This window comes from Stappia sp. BW2, assembly GCF_008107695.1.
Lineage (GTDB): Bacteria > Pseudomonadota > Alphaproteobacteria > Rhizobiales > Stappiaceae > Roseibium.
On sequence record NZ_VIRG01000070.1, the window covers coordinates 187,406 to 204,197 of the forward strand.

The 16,792-nt window shown below is 58.4% G+C and carries 14 protein-coding genes; 6 read left to right on the forward strand and 8 right to left on the reverse strand.

The window, feature by feature from the left end:
- Positions 1 to 78: 78 nt before the first annotated feature.
- Positions 79 to 1,041, forward strand: a complete 963-nt coding sequence (msrP, locus tag FMN63_RS19760; RefSeq protein ID WP_148585884.1) for a protein-methionine-sulfoxide reductase catalytic subunit MsrP — start codon at positions 79 to 81, stop codon at positions 1,039 to 1,041.
- Between the two features lie 699 nt (positions 1,042 to 1,740).
- Here the strand turns inward: msrP and FMN63_RS19765 are convergent.
- From FMN63_RS19765 to FMN63_RS19775, 3 genes are read right to left on the reverse strand one after another with little or no spacing between them, the layout of a single operon-like run.
- Positions 1,741 to 2,637, reverse strand: coding sequence for a LysR family transcriptional regulator (locus FMN63_RS19765; RefSeq protein ID WP_148585885.1), 897 nt, complete (start codon positions 2,635 to 2,637; stop codon positions 1,741 to 1,743).
- 31 nt (positions 2,638 to 2,668) lie between these two features.
- Positions 2,669 to 3,637 (reverse strand): thioredoxin-disulfide reductase, encoded by a 969-nt coding sequence (gene trxB, locus FMN63_RS19770; protein WP_148585886.1) that lies wholly within the window; start codon positions 3,635 to 3,637, stop codon positions 2,669 to 2,671.
- Between the two features lie 21 nt (positions 3,638 to 3,658).
- The gene (locus FMN63_RS19775) at positions 3,659 to 4,690 is read right to left on the reverse strand and encodes a mitochondrial fission ELM1 family protein (protein WP_148585887.1); all 1,032 of its coding nucleotides are present in this window, start codon (positions 4,688 to 4,690) and stop codon (positions 3,659 to 3,661) included.
- A 201-nt stretch (positions 4,691 to 4,891) separates the two neighbouring features.
- On the opposite strand from FMN63_RS19775, the gene FMN63_RS19780 reads away from it, so the two are divergent.
- Together FMN63_RS19780 and FMN63_RS19785 are read left to right on the forward strand one after the other, a co-directional pair.
- Positions 4,892 to 5,359, forward strand: a complete 468-nt coding sequence (locus tag FMN63_RS19780; protein WP_148585888.1) for an Lrp/AsnC family transcriptional regulator — start codon at positions 4,892 to 4,894, stop codon at positions 5,357 to 5,359.
- Positions 5,360 to 5,391: 32 nt separating this feature from the next.
- On the forward strand, positions 5,392 to 5,742 hold the full coding sequence (locus tag FMN63_RS19785) for a VOC family protein (RefSeq protein ID WP_148585889.1): 351 nt from the start codon (positions 5,392 to 5,394) through the stop codon (positions 5,740 to 5,742).
- 37 nt (positions 5,743 to 5,779) lie between these two features.
- On the opposite strand, the gene FMN63_RS19790 is transcribed toward FMN63_RS19785, so the two are convergent.
- From FMN63_RS19790 to FMN63_RS19805, 4 genes are all read right to left on the reverse strand, one after another.
- A complete protein-coding gene (locus FMN63_RS19790) occupies positions 5,780 to 6,247 on the reverse strand; it encodes a hypothetical protein (protein WP_148585890.1) in 468 nt (155 codons plus the stop codon).
- Positions 6,248 to 6,486: 239 nt separating this feature from the next.
- Positions 6,487 to 6,960 (reverse strand): transcription elongation factor GreA, encoded by a 474-nt coding sequence (greA, locus tag FMN63_RS19795; RefSeq protein WP_148585891.1) that lies wholly within the window; start codon positions 6,958 to 6,960, stop codon positions 6,487 to 6,489.
- 114 nt (positions 6,961 to 7,074) lie between these two features.
- Positions 7,075 to 10,437 (reverse strand): carbamoyl-phosphate synthase large subunit, encoded by a 3,363-nt coding sequence (gene carB, locus FMN63_RS19800; RefSeq protein WP_148585892.1) that lies wholly within the window; start codon positions 10,435 to 10,437, stop codon positions 7,075 to 7,077.
- A gap of 171 nt (positions 10,438 to 10,608) precedes the next feature.
- Positions 10,609 to 10,887 (reverse strand): helix-turn-helix domain-containing protein, encoded by a 279-nt coding sequence (locus tag FMN63_RS19805; protein ID WP_148585893.1) that lies wholly within the window; start codon positions 10,885 to 10,887, stop codon positions 10,609 to 10,611.
- 869 nt (positions 10,888 to 11,756) lie between these two features.
- Between FMN63_RS19805 and FMN63_RS19810 the strand changes: the two genes are divergently transcribed.
- A complete protein-coding gene (locus tag FMN63_RS19810) occupies positions 11,757 to 12,194 on the forward strand; it encodes a MerR family transcriptional regulator (RefSeq protein ID WP_148585894.1) in 438 nt (145 codons plus the stop codon).
- 163 nt (positions 12,195 to 12,357) lie between these two features.
- Here FMN63_RS19810 and carA read toward each other — a convergent pair whose 3' ends face one another.
- Entirely contained in the window at positions 12,358 to 13,542 is a 1,185-nt protein-coding gene (gene carA, locus FMN63_RS19815) for a glutamine-hydrolyzing carbamoyl-phosphate synthase small subunit (RefSeq protein WP_148585895.1), read from the reverse strand.
- Positions 13,543 to 13,787: 245 nt separating this feature from the next.
- Here carA and FMN63_RS19820 point away from each other — a divergent pair, with 245 nt between their 5' ends.
- On the forward strand, positions 13,788 to 14,282 hold the full coding sequence (locus tag FMN63_RS19820) for a GatB/YqeY domain-containing protein (RefSeq protein ID WP_162530082.1): 495 nt from the start codon (positions 13,788 to 13,790) through the stop codon (positions 14,280 to 14,282).
- Between the two features lie 174 nt (positions 14,283 to 14,456).
- Complete coding sequence (dnaG, locus tag FMN63_RS19825; protein ID WP_148585897.1) at positions 14,457 to 16,403, forward strand: DNA primase; 1,947 nt, start codon at positions 14,457 to 14,459, stop codon at positions 16,401 to 16,403.
- The last annotated feature ends 389 nt before the right edge of the window (positions 16,404 to 16,792 follow it).

Consider the following 16,792-nt stretch of genomic DNA (forward strand, 5'->3'; position numbering starts at 1 on the left):
GTTGCGTCCGGTCACCAGGGCGTTATTTGCCATTGAAGGCCGATTCCGGTTTCCTTCGGAACAAACGGGAGACTGACAATGAACATATTGAAAAAACGCAGCTGGGAGATTCCCGAGTGCGAGGCGACGCCAGAGGCGGTTTTCATGAACCGTCGACAGATCCTCGCCGGCCTTGTCGGGGCCGGGGCCCTGATGGGCACGGGACTTGGAATGCGACCCGCCTTTGCGGAAGAGGACCCAAGCGCCGGTCTCTATCCCGTCAAGCGAAATGCCGCCTTTACACTCGACCGGAACGTGACCCCGGAAGAGTTCACTTCCAAATACAACAATTTCTATGAGTTCGGCACGCACAAGCAGATCTGGCCGGCGGCGCAGGACCTCAAGATACGTCCCTGGACCGTCGTGCTGGATGGCATGATCGACAACCCGCAGGAGATCGATATAGACGATCTCCTGGCCAAGATGCCGCTGGAAGAGCGGCTCTATCGCCATCGCTGTGTCGAGGCGTGGTCGATGGCCGTGCCCTGGTCGGGATTTGCGCTTGCCGAACTGGTCAAGCTCGCCGGGCCGCAGACAGGTGCCAAATATCTGCGGTTTGAAACCTTCCTCGATCCGTCGGTTGCCAAGGGGCAGAAGCAGAGCTGGTATCCCTGGCCGTATGTGGAGGGGCTGACGCTGGAAGAGGCGACCAACGAACTGGCGTTCATCGCGACCGGCATCTATGGCAAGCCGCTTGCCAAGCAATATGGTGCGCCGATCCGTCTGGTGGTTCCGTGGAAGTACGGTTTCAAATCGATCAAGTCGATCGTGAAGATCTCCTTCACCGACGAGCGTCCTGTCAGCTTCTGGGAAGAGATTCAGTCTTCGGAATATGGTTTCTGGGCGAACGTGAACCCGTCAGTGCCACATGCGCGCTGGTCGCAGGCTTCCGAGCGATTGCTTGGAACGGACGAACGCCGCAACACGCTTCTCTACAACGGTTATGAAGAGCAGGTCGCCGGCCTCTACAAGGACCTGGGCAACGAACGCCTGTTCATGTGAGATGAAGTGGCATCACGTCATGCTGCGGCGCAGCAAGCGGTAGACAAAAAAAGAGCCGGGTCTAAAAGACCCGGCAGTTTATTTTGATTCACTGTAAACAGTGGAATCACCTTCCAGAGGGGAACAGCTGGTCGGAACATCACTGGGAGGAGGACGTGATGTCCGTGTGACCAACAGTGATGCTTATATGCAGTGCACAAGCTGCATAAACAAGAGGCAGGGGCGCAGACCTGCTATGCGTTTTCCGCAGAGCTTGACCGGGCGGTCAAAAATTCTCCAAAAACTTCTTTAATTTCAACAGATTGAATTAGTTGTAACCTGTGGAGCGGGCCTCGCAAATAGCTTAATTCCAGGCGAAAAAAATCCATTGAGGCACTGGAAAACGTGAATATGCTCGTTCTTTATGCGAAAATTTTAGTGCCTAAATTTTAGCCTTATTTGGGCGTGAGTCGGGTAATCAGCCTGAGCGAAGGCGATACCTGGCCGGCACAGTGGAGCGAGCGCGCTCCGTGCGAGATAAGCGGAATGACGAGAGGGGGGAGGCTCAACTGCGAAACGACGGCGTTGCGCCAGTATACCGGCCTTGCGTCCTGCGACTGAGCGCAAGGAACAGGGTGGCCCGCGCGGCCCCGTCAGTCACAAGTCCCGGCTGGAACTGCCTTGTGGCAATCAACGACCGGGGTTTGCGTGCGAAAGTGCCTAGAACACCCAGCCTTCGGCGTTTGATAGCAGAAATTCGCGGAAGGCAGTAACACGCGCGGTGTTTTTCAGTTCCGAAGGATAGACAAAATAGGTATCGAAAGAGGGTACCTTGTCTTCCTGGTCTGTCATCATCGGCACCAGGTTGGACGATTTGTCGATGATGTAGTCCGGCAGAATGGCGATGCCCACGCCAGACTGAACGGCCCGTTTGATGGCCACGAGATTGTTGGCCTTCAGGACGGATCTGCGCGGGCTTGTGGCTGCGCGTCCGGCCGTTTCCAGCCAGTTCATGGAGCGGAGATAGGCCGGGGCCTGCTCGCCGAAGGTGATCAGACGGTGCTTGTCGAGATCCTCTATGGTCACCGGCGTTCCGAAGCGCTGCAGGTAGTCCGGTGCCGCATAGACGTGGAAGTGCACGGTGAACAGCTTGCGCTGGATCAGGTCTGGCTGAGTGGGCTGGCGCAAGCGGATGGCGACATCGGCTTCGCGCATGTTGAGGTCCAGCTCGTCGTCGTCGAAAATCAGGTGCAGGTCGACGTCCGGATAGAGATCGATGAAGCTTCTGATCCGCGACGTGAGCCAGGTGGAGCCCAGCCCCACCGTGGTGGTCACGCGCAAGGCCCCGGAGGGCTTTTCCTTGCTGTCCGTCAGGCTCGATTGAACCGCCTCCAGCTTCATCAGCACGTCGTTGGCGGTCCGGTAGAGCAATTCCCCCTGTTCGGTCAGCAGCAGCCCGCGGGCGTGCCGGTGAAACAGAGGGACACCCAGATCGTGCTCAAGCGAGCTGACCTGACGGCTTACGGCGGACTGGCTCATGTGCAGAGTGTCGCCCGCGTGCGTAAAGCTGCCTGCCTGTGCGGCCGCATGAAAGATGCGCAGTTTGTCCCAATCCATGCGTGCCCCTCCGCAGGACAGTCATGCCAGCCTATTCGGCGGCCTGTTTTGTCGACGTCACTTCATGTTCGGCCAGAAACTTCTCAGCTTCAAGGGCCGCCATGCAGCCCATGCCGGCAGCGGTGACCGCCTGACGGTAAATGTCATCGGTCACATCACCGGCCGCAAACACGCCCGGGATGGATGTCCTGGTCGAATCCGGAGCCGTTTCCAGGTAGCCGTTCGACTTCAGGGTGAGTTGATCCTTGAAAAGTTCCACGGACGGTGCGTGGCCAATGGCGATGAATACGCCATCGGTGGAAACTTCCCGGAATTCGCCGGTGCCGGTGTTCTTCAGCCGCACACCTGTAACGGCTTTCGGCACGCCGCCGCCGAGGATCTCATCCACCTGGTGATCCCAGATCACATCGATCTTGGGATGCTGGAACAGGCGGTCCTGCAGGATCTTTTCCGCCCGCAGGCTGTCGCGGCGATGAACCAAAGTCACCTTGGACGCCAGATTGGCGAGGTAAAGCGCTTCTTCCACGGCCGTGTTACCGCCACCGACAACAACAACTTCCTTGTTGCGGTAGAAGAAGCCATCGCATGTCGCACAGGCCGAAACGCCGGCGCCCATGTAATCCTGTTCAGAAGTCAGGCCCAGCCAGCGGGCCTGGGCACCGGTGGCGATCACAAGAGAATCTGCGGTGAACACCGTGCCGCTGTCGGCTTCCAGACGGAACGGGCGCTGAGAGAGGTCGGCCTTCACGATCGTGTCGTAGACAATCTTGGTGCCGACGTTTTCCGCCTGCTTCTGCATCTGTTCCATCAGCCAGGGTCCCATGATGGGATCGGCGAAGCCGGGGTAGTTTTCGACATCGGTGGTGATGGTCAACTGACCGCCCGGTTGAATTCCGGCTACCAGCGTGGGCTCCATCATGGCGCGCGCAGCGTATATCGCCGCTGTATAGCCGGCAGGGCCGGAGCCAATGATCAGAAGTTTGCTGTGTTCCGTGCTCATGGGCGCACCTCTATCCTGTCTTCATGCCCCGTCGTTGGTTTGACCGGGCTGGCCCGTCAGGGCGTTGTTCTGGTTTTGCCGAAAGGCCGAAAAATCGCTCAAGATGCGTTGAGCGATCACTGGCGTGGCATCTATCGGCTCGTAGGTAGTGGTTTTCAGCGGACCTGGAAAGGGGTGAATGACACCCAGGTGTCGCAAAGTCCCCAAAAACCGGGTGATCTTGTCGTGACCGCCCCCCGGTTCGAACACATGGACGGGTTTGCCGGTGGCTGTGGCCTCTCCGATCATGTTTGTGGAATCGGCGGTTGCGATGATGGCGTCGGCTTTGGCGAGATAAAGGCCATAGGGGTTTGGCTCTTCACCGGTCCAGTAAAGATGGTCTCCCGATTTCGCCAGCCCCGCCAAACCATAGGCCAGCCCGGCGGGCGTCCGGCGGGAGGCTGTGATCATGAAATGCACACGAGTGGTGTGTGCCAGTTCACGAAGACCGTTCAGAAGACGGTTCTGGTCGTCTTCGGAAAAACTGTGGTGCCGGCTATCGCCGCCAACGAGCACCGCAACTCGCGGCCGGGGCAGGTTATCGATGTCTGCAGTGTGCTGGCCACGAAGCTCGGCCAGTTTCGCGGCAGAGAACCTGTGCGGCGAGGTTGGCGTTACCAGAACATTGCGTCCGCGAAGCTTGTCGTGTTCGGGAACCCAGATCAGGTCCGCAGCGTCCGGTCCCGTGCGCGGGTCCTTCAGGAACACGGTAAAGGTCTGCCCGCCTGAGCGGCGTTTGACATGGCGCAGATAGGCGACCGCCCTGCGGCCGGAGGCAATGGCGATATCCGGATAGGGCGGGGCGATCGGACTTTCGGGACGGGTTGCCCGCTCACGCGGATCGATCGGGCCAAAGGGCATGAGCCAGGAAAAGGGGGCGCGCGGCGCAACCCGGCGCTCCTCGAAGGGCGCGCCAAGCGCTTCGGCGACACCGCGGCACTGCGCGATATCGCCTGCCTTGCCATCTGTCAGGATCCAGAGGGAGGAAGGGGCTTTCTCCGGCGATAAAGGCATGTTCTGGAGAAGTTCCCTATCGTAATCTTTCGAAATAGTGCGCAATTTTGTTATAGTCTTGCACAAACGCGCAAAAAATCATAACCCGGCAGCACGAATAGAGGGTAGCTTGGGATTCCGGTGTCGGGCAAGGCGACAGTCTTGCGAAAGGCCCGGATGCCCACAGCATAACACCTCATGCGAAGCGCGAAGGAGACAGGTTTGAAAGCGCGGCTCGATGCCATTGATTGGCAGATCCTGAAAGAATTGCAGGATGATGGACGGATGACCAATGTGGAATTGGCCCGTCGGGTCGGCATTTCCGCTCCTCCCTGCCTGCGCCGGGTGCGCGCGCTGGAAGAAGCCGGGCTCATTCTTGGCTACCGGACGCTGCTCGACGAAAAGCAGCTCGGTTACGATGTCACGGCCTTTGCGATGGTTGGACTGCACAGCCAGACCGAGGCGGATCTGATTGCTTTCGAGCAGACGGTGCAGAACTGGCCGCTGGTGCGAGAAAGCTACATGCTCTCCGGTGAGGTCGATTTCCTGCTGAAATGCGTTTCTCCGGATCTGCAGACCTTCCAGAATTTCATCATTCGCGACCTGACCGCCGCCCCCAATGTCGACAGTGTTCGTACGGCTCTGACGATCCGCCGCACCAAGGACGAGCCGGTCGTTCCAATCGACTGACGCCGGTTTGAGAGCTGGAGGCACACTTCGCCATGGCCGTGAAACGGATCGTTGCGAATATTGCTTCGCCTGATACCGGCAAGGCGAAAAGCTTTTACGGAGATCTGCTGGGTATGGACCTGGCAATGGATCACGGCTGGATCGTTACCTTTGCCGGGGAGAGCGGTGCGATGGCTCAGGTCAGCATTGCGGCCGAAGGCGGCGCGGGGACGCCCGTCCCTGATCTTTCGGTGGAAGTCGACAATCTCCAAGAGGTGCTGGAAAGAGCGCGGGCACAAGGCCTCGCCGTAGAGTACGGTCCCGCGGATGAACCCTGGGGTGTCCGGCGCTTTTATGTACGTGACCCCTTCGGGCGGCTTGTGAATATCCTGCAGCACATCTGACGCCTCCTGCCGAGCGACAGGCAGGGATCTCAATCAATCAGTCAGTCGACGCCAGTTCTCTGACCTTCCTGAGCAGTCGGCGTATCAGGGAAATATCCCTGAGAGCTGCGGTTGCCAGAGTGAAGGACACTGTAAGGAACAGGATTGTCGTCAGTGCCGCGACGGGCAGCATCTGATCGTAGTGGAACTTGTCGAGTGCATTGTCGACCGGTCCGATGCCCGAATAGAGCCGGCTGCGAATCGTGTCGGAGTAGGTGGTGATGCCCAGGTCTCCGTCTTTCAGATATCGGAGCCCGAACAGAACCACAAAGACACTGAATGCGAGCACGATCAGATAACCGGCCATGCGTAGGGCGAACATGAAAGCGCTCTCGTGGCGCTGTGCGACGAGGCGCTTGAACATCTGGCGTTCGCGTGCAGTGAGCCTGGAAAACAGAAACCAGCGGTAAATCCATAACGGAACCGACGCGATCAGCAGCCATACGGCAATCGCGTTAAAGACCATTGTAAACCCTCCGACACTTTCTGGTTGTCAGCTTAACGGCTCTCGTGTGGACGTCAAAGGGAAAGCTCAGCTTTTGCTGCGACTTAAAGGCTGTTGCCGCACGCCCATACGTTGCCCGCAAGCGTCAGACGACAGCCAAAACCTGGCCCTGTGGGCCCGGATACTCAGCCTGTCTGGCTCGAATGTCCGGGCCCCCGGGGGAGGTCTTTTGCCGCAAGGCAAATCCAGAAAGGCTGGGATCAGATGAAGCGGACGTCCACGATCTCGTAAGAGTGGGCACCGCCGGGGGCGGCAACTTCGACGCTGTCGCCGATGGCCTTGCCGATCAGCGCACGGGCGATCGGGGAAGAAATAGAGACCTTGTTGTGCTTTACGTCGGATTCGACGTCGCCAACGATCATGTATTTCTTTTCTTCTTCGGTGTCCTCATCGATCAGTGTGACGGTTGCGCCAAATTTGACGATGTCGCCGGATAGCTTGCTCACGTCGATGATCTCAGCGCGGGACAATTTGTCTTCGAGTTCCGAAATACGGCCTTCGTTCAGGCTCTGGGCTTCTTTAGCCGCATGGTATTCCGCATTTTCCGACAGGTCGCCATGTGCACGTGCTTCTGCAATCGCATCGACGATGCGCGGGCGCTCAACCGACGTACGTTCCTTCAGCTCATCCTGAAGCATCTTGTACCCGGCAGAGGTCATCGGAACTTTTTCCATTGGTCTCAGACCTTCAGCTTATTGGGTCCCCCTTAACTCGAGGACCGCGCTTTGACAAAAATAAACCGAGCCGGGAAAGGCGCGCTTTCCCGGCCGGTCACGAGTATAATAGACTTAGCCGAAGTAGGATTGTAAAGGTCTTACTTCAAGGCTCCCAGCTTTATGGGCAGCGATGCCTTTGGCCGCGGCCACAGATCCTGCAAGGGTCGTGTAATACGGAACCTTGTTCAGAAGAGCTGCCCGGCGCATGGACCGGCTGTCGGAGATAGCCTGCGCACCTTCGGTCGTGTTGAAGACGAGCTGAACCTCACCGTTCTTGATAGCATCGACGATGTGCGGCCGGCCTTCAAGGACCTTGTTGATCTTCTTCACCGCAATCCCCTTTTCCGCCAGTAACGTCTGGGTGCCGCCGGTGGCGATGATGGTGAAGCCGCCGGCTTCCAGGCTGCGGACCGCGTCAATCACGCCGGCCTTGTCTTCGTCGCGCATGGAAACGAACACGGTGCCCTTGTCCGGAACGCCGGTGCCGGAGCCGATCTGGGCCTTGGCGAAGGCCTTGCCGAAAGCGGTGTCCAGGCCCATGACTTCGCCGGTCGAGCGCATTTCCGGGCCGAGGATGGTGTCGACGCCGGGGAAGCGGGCAAACGGGAAGACGGCTTCCTTGACCGCGATATGGTCGAGTTTCTTTTCCGACAGTCCGAAGGAAGCAAGGCTTTCGCCCGCCATGATCCGGCTGGCGATCTTCGCAACCGGCACGCCGATTGTCTTGGCGACGAAGGGCACGGTACGCGAGGCGCGCGGGTTGACTTCCAGAACGAAAATCTCGCCCTTCTTGATGGCGTATTGCACGTTCATCAGCCCGCCGACTTCCAGGCCCAGGGCGAGTGCCTTGGTCTGCCGCTTGAGTTCTTCCAGCATGTCTTCGCCGAGCGAGAACGGCGGCAGGGAGCAGGCGCTGTCGCCGGAATGGATGCCGGCTTCCTCGATGTGCTCCATGATGCCGCAGACGAACACGTCCTTGCCGTCGCAAAGGGCATCTACATCCACTTCGATGGCGCCGTCGAGATAGCGGTCGAACAGCAGCGGGTTGGTGCCCAGAACGGTGTTGATCTGGCCGGTCTTGTCGTTCGGGTACTTGGCCCGCACCTCGGCCGGTACCAGCTCCGGCAGCGTGCCGAGCAGGTAGGAGTTGAGGGCTTCCTCGTCGCGGATGATCTGCATGGCGCGGCCGCCCAGAACGTAGGACGGGCGCACGACCAGAGGCAGGCCGAGCTGGCCGGCGATCAGACGGCCCTGTTCAACGGAATAGGCAATGCCGTTTTCCGGCTGCTTCAGGTCGAGCTTGATCAGGAGCTTCTGGAACCGGTCGCGGTCTTCTGCAAGATCGATCATGTCGGGAGACGTGCCGAGGATCGGCACGCCGGCCTTGACCAGAGCCTGGGCCAGCTTCAGCGGGGTCTGGCCGCCAAACTGAACGATGACGCCGTGCAGCGTGCCGTTCTCCTGCTCCTTGCGCATGATTTCCAGGACGTCCTCAGGGGTCAGCGGCTCGAAATAGAGACGGTCGGACGTGTCGTAGTCGGTCGAGACGGTTTCCGGGTTACAGTTGACCATGATGGTTTCGTAGCCGGCGTCTTCCAGAGCGAAGGCGGCGTGACAGCAGCAATAGTCGAACTCGATGCCCTGGCCGATCCGGTTCGGACCGCCCCCCAGGATGACCACTTTCTTGCGATCGCTCGGGTTGGCCTCGCAGGCAGGCTTGCCCATGAAGGGAGCCTCGTACGTGGAGTACATGTAGGCGGTCGGTGAGGCGAATTCGGCGGCGCAGGTGTCGATACGCTTGTAGACCGGGTGTACGTCCAGTTCCTTGCGGAGCTTGGCGACATCCGACGCGTCGAGATCGGCAAGGCTTGCCAGGCGCGCATCCGAAAATCCCATGGCTTTCAGTTTGCGCAGGTTCTCCCCGTCTTTCGGGAGACCGATCTTGCGAACTTTCGCTTCGACGTCGAGGATCGCCTCGATCTGCTCCAGGAACCAGGGATTGATGCCGCTGGCCTCGTAGATCTCTTCGGCAGACATGCCAAGGCGCATGGCCTGGGCGACGTTGAGCAGCCGGCTCGGTGTCGGTGTCGAGACGGCAGCGCGCAGGGCGTTGCGGTCGTCGCCCTGATCAAGGCCGGGGATTTCGGTTTCGTCGAGACCGTTCAGACCCGTTTCCAGTCCGCGCAAGGCCTTCTGCAGGCTTTCGTTGAAGGTGCGGCCAATGGCCATCACTTCGCCGACCGACTTCATGGCAGTGGTGAGGGTCGATTCGGATCCCGGGAATTTCTCGAAGGCGAACCGCGGGATCTTGGTCACGACGTAATCAATGGTCGGTTCGAAGGAAGCCGGGGTCGCGCCGCCGGTGATGTCGTTCTCCAGTTCGTCCAGCGTGTAGCCGACGGCAAGCTTGGCCGCGATCTTGGCAATCGGGAAACCGGTTGCCTTGGACGCCAGGGCGGAGGAGCGCGACACGCGCGGGTTCATTTCAATCACGACCAAACGGCCATTGTCCGGATTGACCGCGAACTGCACGTTCGATCCGCCGGTTTCCACGCCGATCTCGCGCAGCACCGCGATCGATGCGTCGCGCATCATCTGGTATTCCTTGTCGGTCAGCGTCAGGGCCGGCGCGACGGTGATGGAATCGCCTGTGTGCACGCCCATCGGATCGACGTTCTCGATGGAGCAGATGATGATGCAGTTGTCCGCCTTGTCGCGGACGACTTCCATCTCGTATTCTTTCCAGCCGAGCAGGCTCTCGTCGATCAGAACCTGACCGACCGGCGAGGCATCGATGCCGGAGCGGACGATGGTTTCATATTCTTCTCTGTTGTAGGCCACACCGCCGCCGGTGCCGCCAAGGGTAAAGGCGGGCCGGATGATTGCCGGCAGGCCGATCTCGTCGATGGCGCGCATGGCTTCAAGATAACCGGCGTTGCGGTCATAGCCGACAATCCGGCCGTTTTCGTCGTGGATCGCCGGGGAGGAGGCAATGGCAGCGCGGGGGTTTTCCAGACCGATGACGTCCATCGCTGCCCGGAATTTTTCGCGGTCCTCGGCCTTTTCGATGACATCGGCGCGGGCGCCGATCATTTCGACGCCGTATTTTTCCAGAATGCCCATCTGCTCCAGGTCGAGCGCGCAGTTCAGCGCGGTCTGGCCCCCCATCGTCGGCAGGAGCGCGTCGGGGCGTTCCTTCTCGATGATCTTGGCAACCAGCTCCGGCGTGATCGGTTCGATGTAGGTAGCGTCGGCCAGGTCCGGATCGGTCATGATCGTCGCCGGGTTCGAGTTGACCAGGATGATACGATAGCCTTCCTCGCGCAGCGCCTTGCAGGCCTGAGTGCCCGAATAGTCGAATTCACAGGCCTGACCGATGACAATCGGACCAGCACCAATAATCAGGATGGAAGAGATATCTGTGCGTTTTGGCATCTCGGCTCGCAGCTCGCAGCGGCCTTTCCGGATAGCGGGGCCGCTATTCGGTCTGGCTCGGACATGAGGGTATGACTATGTTGGCTGAGCGCGTCTTATAGGGAAAAGGTGCGCAGGAGGAAACCCCGTCAGGACGTGAAAGTCGACCTTTTGCGGGCTAAAATCACGACTTTATTCCGGCTTGGCGGTTTCGGCGGGCAAAGCGATCGTTGTTTGGCCGTCGAAGTCGGCGATCCCTTCCGACAATGCATAGCAGGCAAGGCGTATGGACTTTGGAATTTCGACGGGCCGACCGTCGCGATTCCCCTTTTCGTAATATTGGATCATGCGCTTCTTCAGGCCGAGACGATCCGCAGCGTCTTTCTGCTTGAGCCCGAGTGCCCGGCGCCAGTGGCGGAACTGCTGAGGCGTCATGCCAGTCACGCTGTCTTTTGATTTTGAATCGGCCATTTCGTCTTATTCCAGAATACCTTGGTTGCGGGCAGCTGTGTGCCTGAGTGCCCGTCCGGCATCTGTGACAGAAATAACCTTGCTCATCGATTGTCAATCGAGAAGTGCACAATGTGCCCTTTTGCATCTGCCTTTACGGAGGATTGGTGGTATTAAATTGACCGTGTGGACAAAAAATTGATACACATTTTTTCCTCATGGCGGATTGGCGGTTTAACCCTAAATATCTTGAAAATCCTTGTGTTTTTTTAGGGTTCGAATGTGAATTGATACTCGCGTATTGCGGGTATTGTTCTGCAAGTTCTGTCGATTTGCGCCCTGAAAAGGGCGGCTTGGGAGATATTTTGTCTACATAGTATCTAGGTTATTTTCACCATTCGTAATAAACAGCAGGATTAGGAATAAGGGAGGTAAGTATTTTTTCATTGCTCTCTGCCGTGAGGTAAAGAAAATTTATAGTGGATTCTTATATTCAAGAAAAGATAGCTTGTCATATTTAGATTATCGATAATTAATATTTGTATGCTTTTTGCCTATTTCTCAATGAATAGACAATCATGGATGCGTGTCCTTTCTGGTTATTTTCTAGTTTTGGTTTTCGCGTAACTGAAACTTTCATAAAAACGCGCCAATATACCTATTTTTGACCTAGATTTTAACTGTCAATCCGGTGTATTAAACTATTGCTTAGTCTCCTATGAGTTTGGCGTTGGGAGCTTCTGAAGCGGAGAGCGTTGCGCTCAAAGCGACAGAGGCTGCACTTGCGGTGCTAGTGGGACCTGATGAGTTGGTGGTGGGACCAGCGATTCAGGAGTGCAGCAAGACCCGGCCAGACCTGGAACAAGAAAGACAAGATCGGGCTTAATAGAATGAACAATGTAGCAACCAAAATGGTCGTGGTGCCGGATATTGCCGGGCCAGGAGAAGAAGTGATGCTGGACGATCGCAATCTTGCGATCTCGGAAATGTCCGAACGGTTCGACGTCACCCTCCGAACTCTTCGATTTTACGAAGAAAAAGGCCTTCTCAATCCAGTTCGCAAGGGGGCGCGCCGTTTCTACGGTCCGCGTGATGTTTCGCGGATGCGGGTAATCCTGCAGGCCAAGAAGATCGGCCTGACGCTTGCCGAGATCCGTCGCGTCATCAAGCTGGTGGAAGGCAACGACAAGCGGGAAGACCAGTTCAAGGAACTTCAGGAAATCTGCCTGGCGCAGCAAGACATCCTTGCCGAGCAGAAGCAGATGCTTGACGAGCAGATTGCGGAAGTCGGCGAGATCCTGACGGCGTTTGACGAATTGGTCAAATAACGCATTCGGGCATCATGCCAACAAAAACCCCCGGCGCGCAGTGCGAGCCGGGGGTTTTTGTTTGACCGAGCATTCGTTTCCGGAACGGTTTGACCGCTGTCAGCATCAACCTGCAGCGCAGGGGAGAGCGGCGCTAGCCGCCGGCTCCCGGACCCTCATGAACTCAGGCTGCCGACTTTGCACTTTCCATCAGATCGGTGAACCGCTTGAACAGGTAATGACTGTCGCGGGGACCAGGTGATGCTTCCGGGTGGTACTGGACGGAAAAGACAGGCTTGTCCTTCATGGCAAGGCCGCAGTTGGAGCCGTCGAACAGGGAAACATGCGTCTGCTGGACATTGTCCGGCAGACTTTCTGCATCTACCGCAAAACCGTGGTTCATCGATGTGATCTCGACCTTGCCGGTGGTGTGGTCGAACACCGGATGATTGGCGCCGTGGTGTCCCTGATGCATCTTGAGGGTCTTGCCGCCAAGCGCCAGCGCAAGCATCTGGTGACCGAGGCAGATCCCGAACGTGGGAACGCCTGAGTCAACGATCTTCCGGATCATCGGGACGGCATAGTCACCGGTGGCGGCAGGGTCACCCGGTCCGTTGGACAGGAATACGCCATCAGGGGCATGCGCCAGAACGTCTTCGGCCGTTGCGGTCGCCGGAAGAACGGTGACGTCACAGCCTGCATCGGTCAGCAGGCGCAGGATGTTGCGCTTGATGCCGTAGTCGATGGCGACGACCTTGAACTTGCCGCCCTGCGCCTCTCCGAAGCCTTCGTTCCATTTCCAGGTTGTCTGGTGCCACTGGTGCGACTGGGAGGTCGAGGCGTCCTTGGCAAGGTCCATGCCCACAAGGCCGGACCAGTTTGCTGCGGCAGTTTTCAGCGTATCCACATCGAATGTGCCGTCCGGCGAATGCGCGATCACGCCGTTGGGGACGCCTTTTTCGCGGATCAGCGCAGTCAGGGCACGGGTATCGATGCCGCTGATGCCGATCAGGTTACGGCTCTTCAGCCAGGCGTCGAGGTGTTTCGCTGCCCGGTAGTTGGCCGGATCGGTGACGGAGGCTGCCAGCACGACACCGCGGATGCCGCTGTCCGCGGCCATGTTGACCGTCTCGATGTCTTCATCATTCGTGCCGACATTGCCGATATGCGGAAATGTGAAGGTGATGATCTGACCGGAATAGGACGGGTCGGTCAGGATCTCCTGATAGCCCGTCATTGCCGTATTAAAGCAAATTTCACCAACGGCTTGGCCGGTAGCACCGAGGCCCTGTCCTTCGATTACACTGCCGTCGGAGAGCACAAGCAGGGCGGTCGCCGGGGTCTCGGACCATGCGTCTGCAGTCGTCATGTCTTGTTTCCAGATCTTGTTGGTGACATCATGCGCTGCAGGAAGGGCGTCTGAGGCGGGCTGGAAAGCTCGCAAATGGCTGCCTGCATTAAGCGCGGGACTCTATGGGAAGCGGCTTGGATCGTCAATATTGATCCTCTGAAAAAAGATCTTTAAAATTCAATGGCTTGGCTGAGAAAATGGAATGGCGCCCCTGAGCGCCGTGCCTCAGCGCGACAGGGGTAGGGTGAACCATGCGCGACATCATGCGCGAAAGAATCAATGCTGCCCTGAAAGCGGCGCAGGATACTGGCGACAAGCGCCGGTCCGCCACGTTGCGTCTTGTGCAGACCGCCGTGAAGGATCGTGAGGCTGCTGCGCGTGAAAACGGCAAGGACGGCGTCAACGAAGCTGAAGTGATTGAGATCCTTCAGAAAATGATCCGTCAGCGAGAAACTTCAGCGGAAGAGTTCGAAAGCGGCGGGCAGCTTGATCTGGCCGAGCAGGAGCGTGAAGAGCGTGAAATTATTCGCGAATTTCTGCCTGTTCAGCTCAGCGACGACGAAATGCAGAAGATCTGCGAGGAGACGGTCAGGGAGATCGACGCACATGGTCTGCGCGATATCGGCCGCTGCATGAACGAACTGAAGAGCCGGTATCCGGGCAAAATGGACTTCGTGCAGGCGTCCTGCCTGGTCAAGGACATGCTGCGGGCCGATGGCGGCGAGCAGGGCAGCAACGGCACCGGAAAGCAGGACTGACCCGACACCACGGCCGGCAAGCTTATGCACAATATTTCCAGAAACCGGGCAGGTGGTCCGGTGCCACTGGAAACAGCCTCAAAGACATTCTATTTTGGCGGACTGACCGTCGGCGCCTGAGTGTGCCGGTGGCAGAAAGCCGTATTCCGTGAACCTGGGCGTCAACACTGTTCCATGCGTTTTGAACCGCGTCTCCTCGATGAAATCCGTGCCCGGCTGACGTTATCGGAGGTCGTGGGGCGGCGTGTGACCTGGGACAGGCGCAAGACGCAGCCCGGCAAGGGCGATTATTGGGCCTGCTGCCCCTTCCATCAGGAAAAGAGCCCCAGCTTTCACGTTGATGACCGGCGCAACCGCTACAAGTGTTTCGGCTGTGGGGCGTCCGGCGATCATTTCACCTTCCTGTGCGAAACCGAGGGGCTGAGCTTTCCCGAGGCTGTCGAGCGCCTGGCCGAGCAGGCGGGCGTGGGGCTGCCCGCGCCCGATCCCCAGGCGGCGCGGCGCGAAAAGAAGCGGGCAGGGCTTGCCGACATCTGCGAAATGGCGGCGCAGTTTTTTCAGAACGAATTTGCCGGCCCGCGCGGTGATACCGCCCGCGTCTACACACAGAAACGCGGCCTGACCCAGGAAACCTTGCGTGAGTTCCGGTTCGGGTTCGCCCCTGAAAGCCGGGACGCGCTGAAGGGATATCTTGCCGCGCGCGAGATCCCCGAAGCTGACATGATCGAGGCTGGATTGATCATCAAGCCGGAGGATGGGCGCCCCTCCTACGACCGCTTTCGTGGCCGATTGATGATCCCGATCCAGGACGACCGCGGCCGGGTTGTCGCCTTTGGTGGGCGGACGCTGTCTCCCGAGGGCCAACCGAAATACCTGAACTCGCCGGAAACACCGCTGTTTCACAAGGGCGTCATGCTTTTCAACGCGCACCGTGCACGCGAGCCCGCCTTCAAGAGCGGTGAGGCCGTGGTGGTGGAAGGTTATCTTGATGCCATTGCCCTCTGGCAGGCAGGCATCCACCACGTGGTCGCTTCTCTGGGAACGGCCTTTACCGAAGACCAGGTGGTGCGGCTGTGGAAATTCGCGCCCGAGCCGGTGATCTGCTTCGACGGTGACGCGGCTGGGGTTTCTGCGGCGCACCGGGCGATCGACCGGATTTTCCCGGTGCTCAAGAGTGGCTATTCCTTCCAGTTCTGCTTCCTGCCCGATGGCATGGACCCCGATGACCTGGTCAAGCAGCGCGGAGTTTCCGGCTTTCATGAAGAGGTGGCACGGGCGCAATCGCTGTTCGAGGTGGTCTGGGACAGGGAGATCTCCGTTTCCCGGCTGGATACGCCTGAACGCAAGGCAGCTCTTGAAAAACGGTTCGACGATCTGATCGGCACCATTCGCGACGAGCGGGTACGCAGGCGTTACCAGCTCGATTTGAAGTTCAAGCTGTCGAACCTCTTCTTCGAGCAGGCCCGCCAGTCCCGGCAGGGTGGCAAGGGTGGCCGCGCAGGCGGTTCAGGCGAGGCGGCCGTGCCGCTTGGCATGGCGCGCGAGCGGGTTTCGGCCAGTCATGATTTCGGAACGGAGCGTGTGGTGCTTGGACTGAGCATGCGCTTTCCGCATCTGCTGGACCGGAACTTCGAACGGTTTTCCAGATTGCCTTTCGCCAATGACCTGCACAGGGAGCTCCGGGACATCCTGTGCCGGATCGTCGACGATCTGGAAGCAACGCCCATTGCCAAACTGACCAGCGGCTTCGAGGAGCCGCTTCGGGACATCATGGGCGAGATGATGCTGGAAACCATCGGGATGCAGCAGCAGCGAGGGGCTGAGTTTTCCGCCTTGATACACCGCTTCCCGCTCCTGAAATCCAATCCGCCGGAGGATTTCATCGAAGCGGCCTATCTGCATTTTCTCGATGTTCTGGAACTCAATGCTCTGGAAGACGAATTGTCGTCGGAACTGGCAACCGCGGACGAGCAGCTTGATGAACATTCCTGGATGCGCATTCAGGCGCTGACACAGGATCTGAGCAGACGTCGGGAAGAATGTGCGCGCGATGAAGCCGATCTTGCCGAACGCGCGAAAAAAATTCGCACGGCGCCTCCGGTCGCGGTGGCAGCGCATTGAGACGCGGCGGTTGACGGTGACTGATGTGGTGGCATTTCCGGCTCAACTCGCCGGAAAGGGAGCTTTCTGAGCGGCTATCCGTTTTTCCGAGCCTGGCCTGAGTTGGGTCTGGAATAGCTCTTTTTGGTGTTCGCAGAGGCACAAAAATGGCATTTTCCGATTGACCAGTGACGAATCACACTTGCGAATCGTGTGAGCCGAGCTAAATAGAACGTTTGCAGCCCTCATGCGCCGGAGCTTCCAAGCCTGCTCGCGGCAAAAGTCTTAATATAGCTGCAACCCGAATGAACACCTTTTACGCATTCGTTTCCGGATGCCTTCAGAAAAGGCCGTGTGCTGCGTCGATGCTGAAATATGCCAATGTCGAAAAGTGTACGGTTAATTGGGAC

Excerpts from the sequence above, each read along its gene's own strand:
- msrP (WP_148585884.1), top strand. The coding sequence starts at position 79 with ATGAACATATTGAAAAAACGCAGCTGGGAGATTCCCGAGTGCGAGGCG.
- FMN63_RS19765 (WP_148585885.1), bottom strand. The coding sequence starts at position 2,637 with ATGGATTGGGACAAACTGCGCATCTTTCATGCGGCCGCACAGGCAGGC.
- trxB (WP_148585886.1), bottom strand. The coding sequence starts at position 3,637 with ATGAGCACGGAACACAGCAAACTTCTGATCATTGGCTCCGGCCCTGCC.
- FMN63_RS19775 (WP_148585887.1), bottom strand. The coding sequence starts at position 4,690 with ATGCCTTTATCGCCGGAGAAAGCCCCTTCCTCCCTCTGGATCCTGACA.
- FMN63_RS19785 (WP_148585889.1), top strand. The coding sequence starts at position 5,392 with ATGGCCGTGAAACGGATCGTTGCGAATATTGCTTCGCCTGATACCGGC.
- FMN63_RS19790 (WP_148585890.1), bottom strand. The coding sequence starts at position 6,247 with ATGGTCTTTAACGCGATTGCCGTATGGCTGCTGATCGCGTCGGTTCCG.
- greA (WP_148585891.1), bottom strand. The coding sequence starts at position 6,960 with ATGGAAAAAGTTCCGATGACCTCTGCCGGGTACAAGATGCTTCAGGAT.
- carB (WP_148585892.1), bottom strand. The coding sequence starts at position 10,437 with ATGCCAAAACGCACAGATATCTCTTCCATCCTGATTATTGGTGCTGGT.
- FMN63_RS19805 (WP_148585893.1), bottom strand. The coding sequence starts at position 10,887 with ATGGCCGATTCAAAATCAAAAGACAGCGTGACTGGCATGACGCCTCAG.
- FMN63_RS19810 (WP_148585894.1), top strand. The coding sequence starts at position 11,757 with ATGAACAATGTAGCAACCAAAATGGTCGTGGTGCCGGATATTGCCGGG.
- carA (WP_148585895.1), bottom strand. The coding sequence starts at position 13,542 with ATGACGACTGCAGACGCATGGTCCGAGACCCCGGCGACCGCCCTGCTT.
- FMN63_RS19820 (WP_162530082.1), top strand. The coding sequence starts at position 13,788 with ATGCGCGAAAGAATCAATGCTGCCCTGAAAGCGGCGCAGGATACTGGC.
- dnaG (WP_148585897.1), top strand. The coding sequence starts at position 14,457 with ATGCGTTTTGAACCGCGTCTCCTCGATGAAATCCGTGCCCGGCTGACG.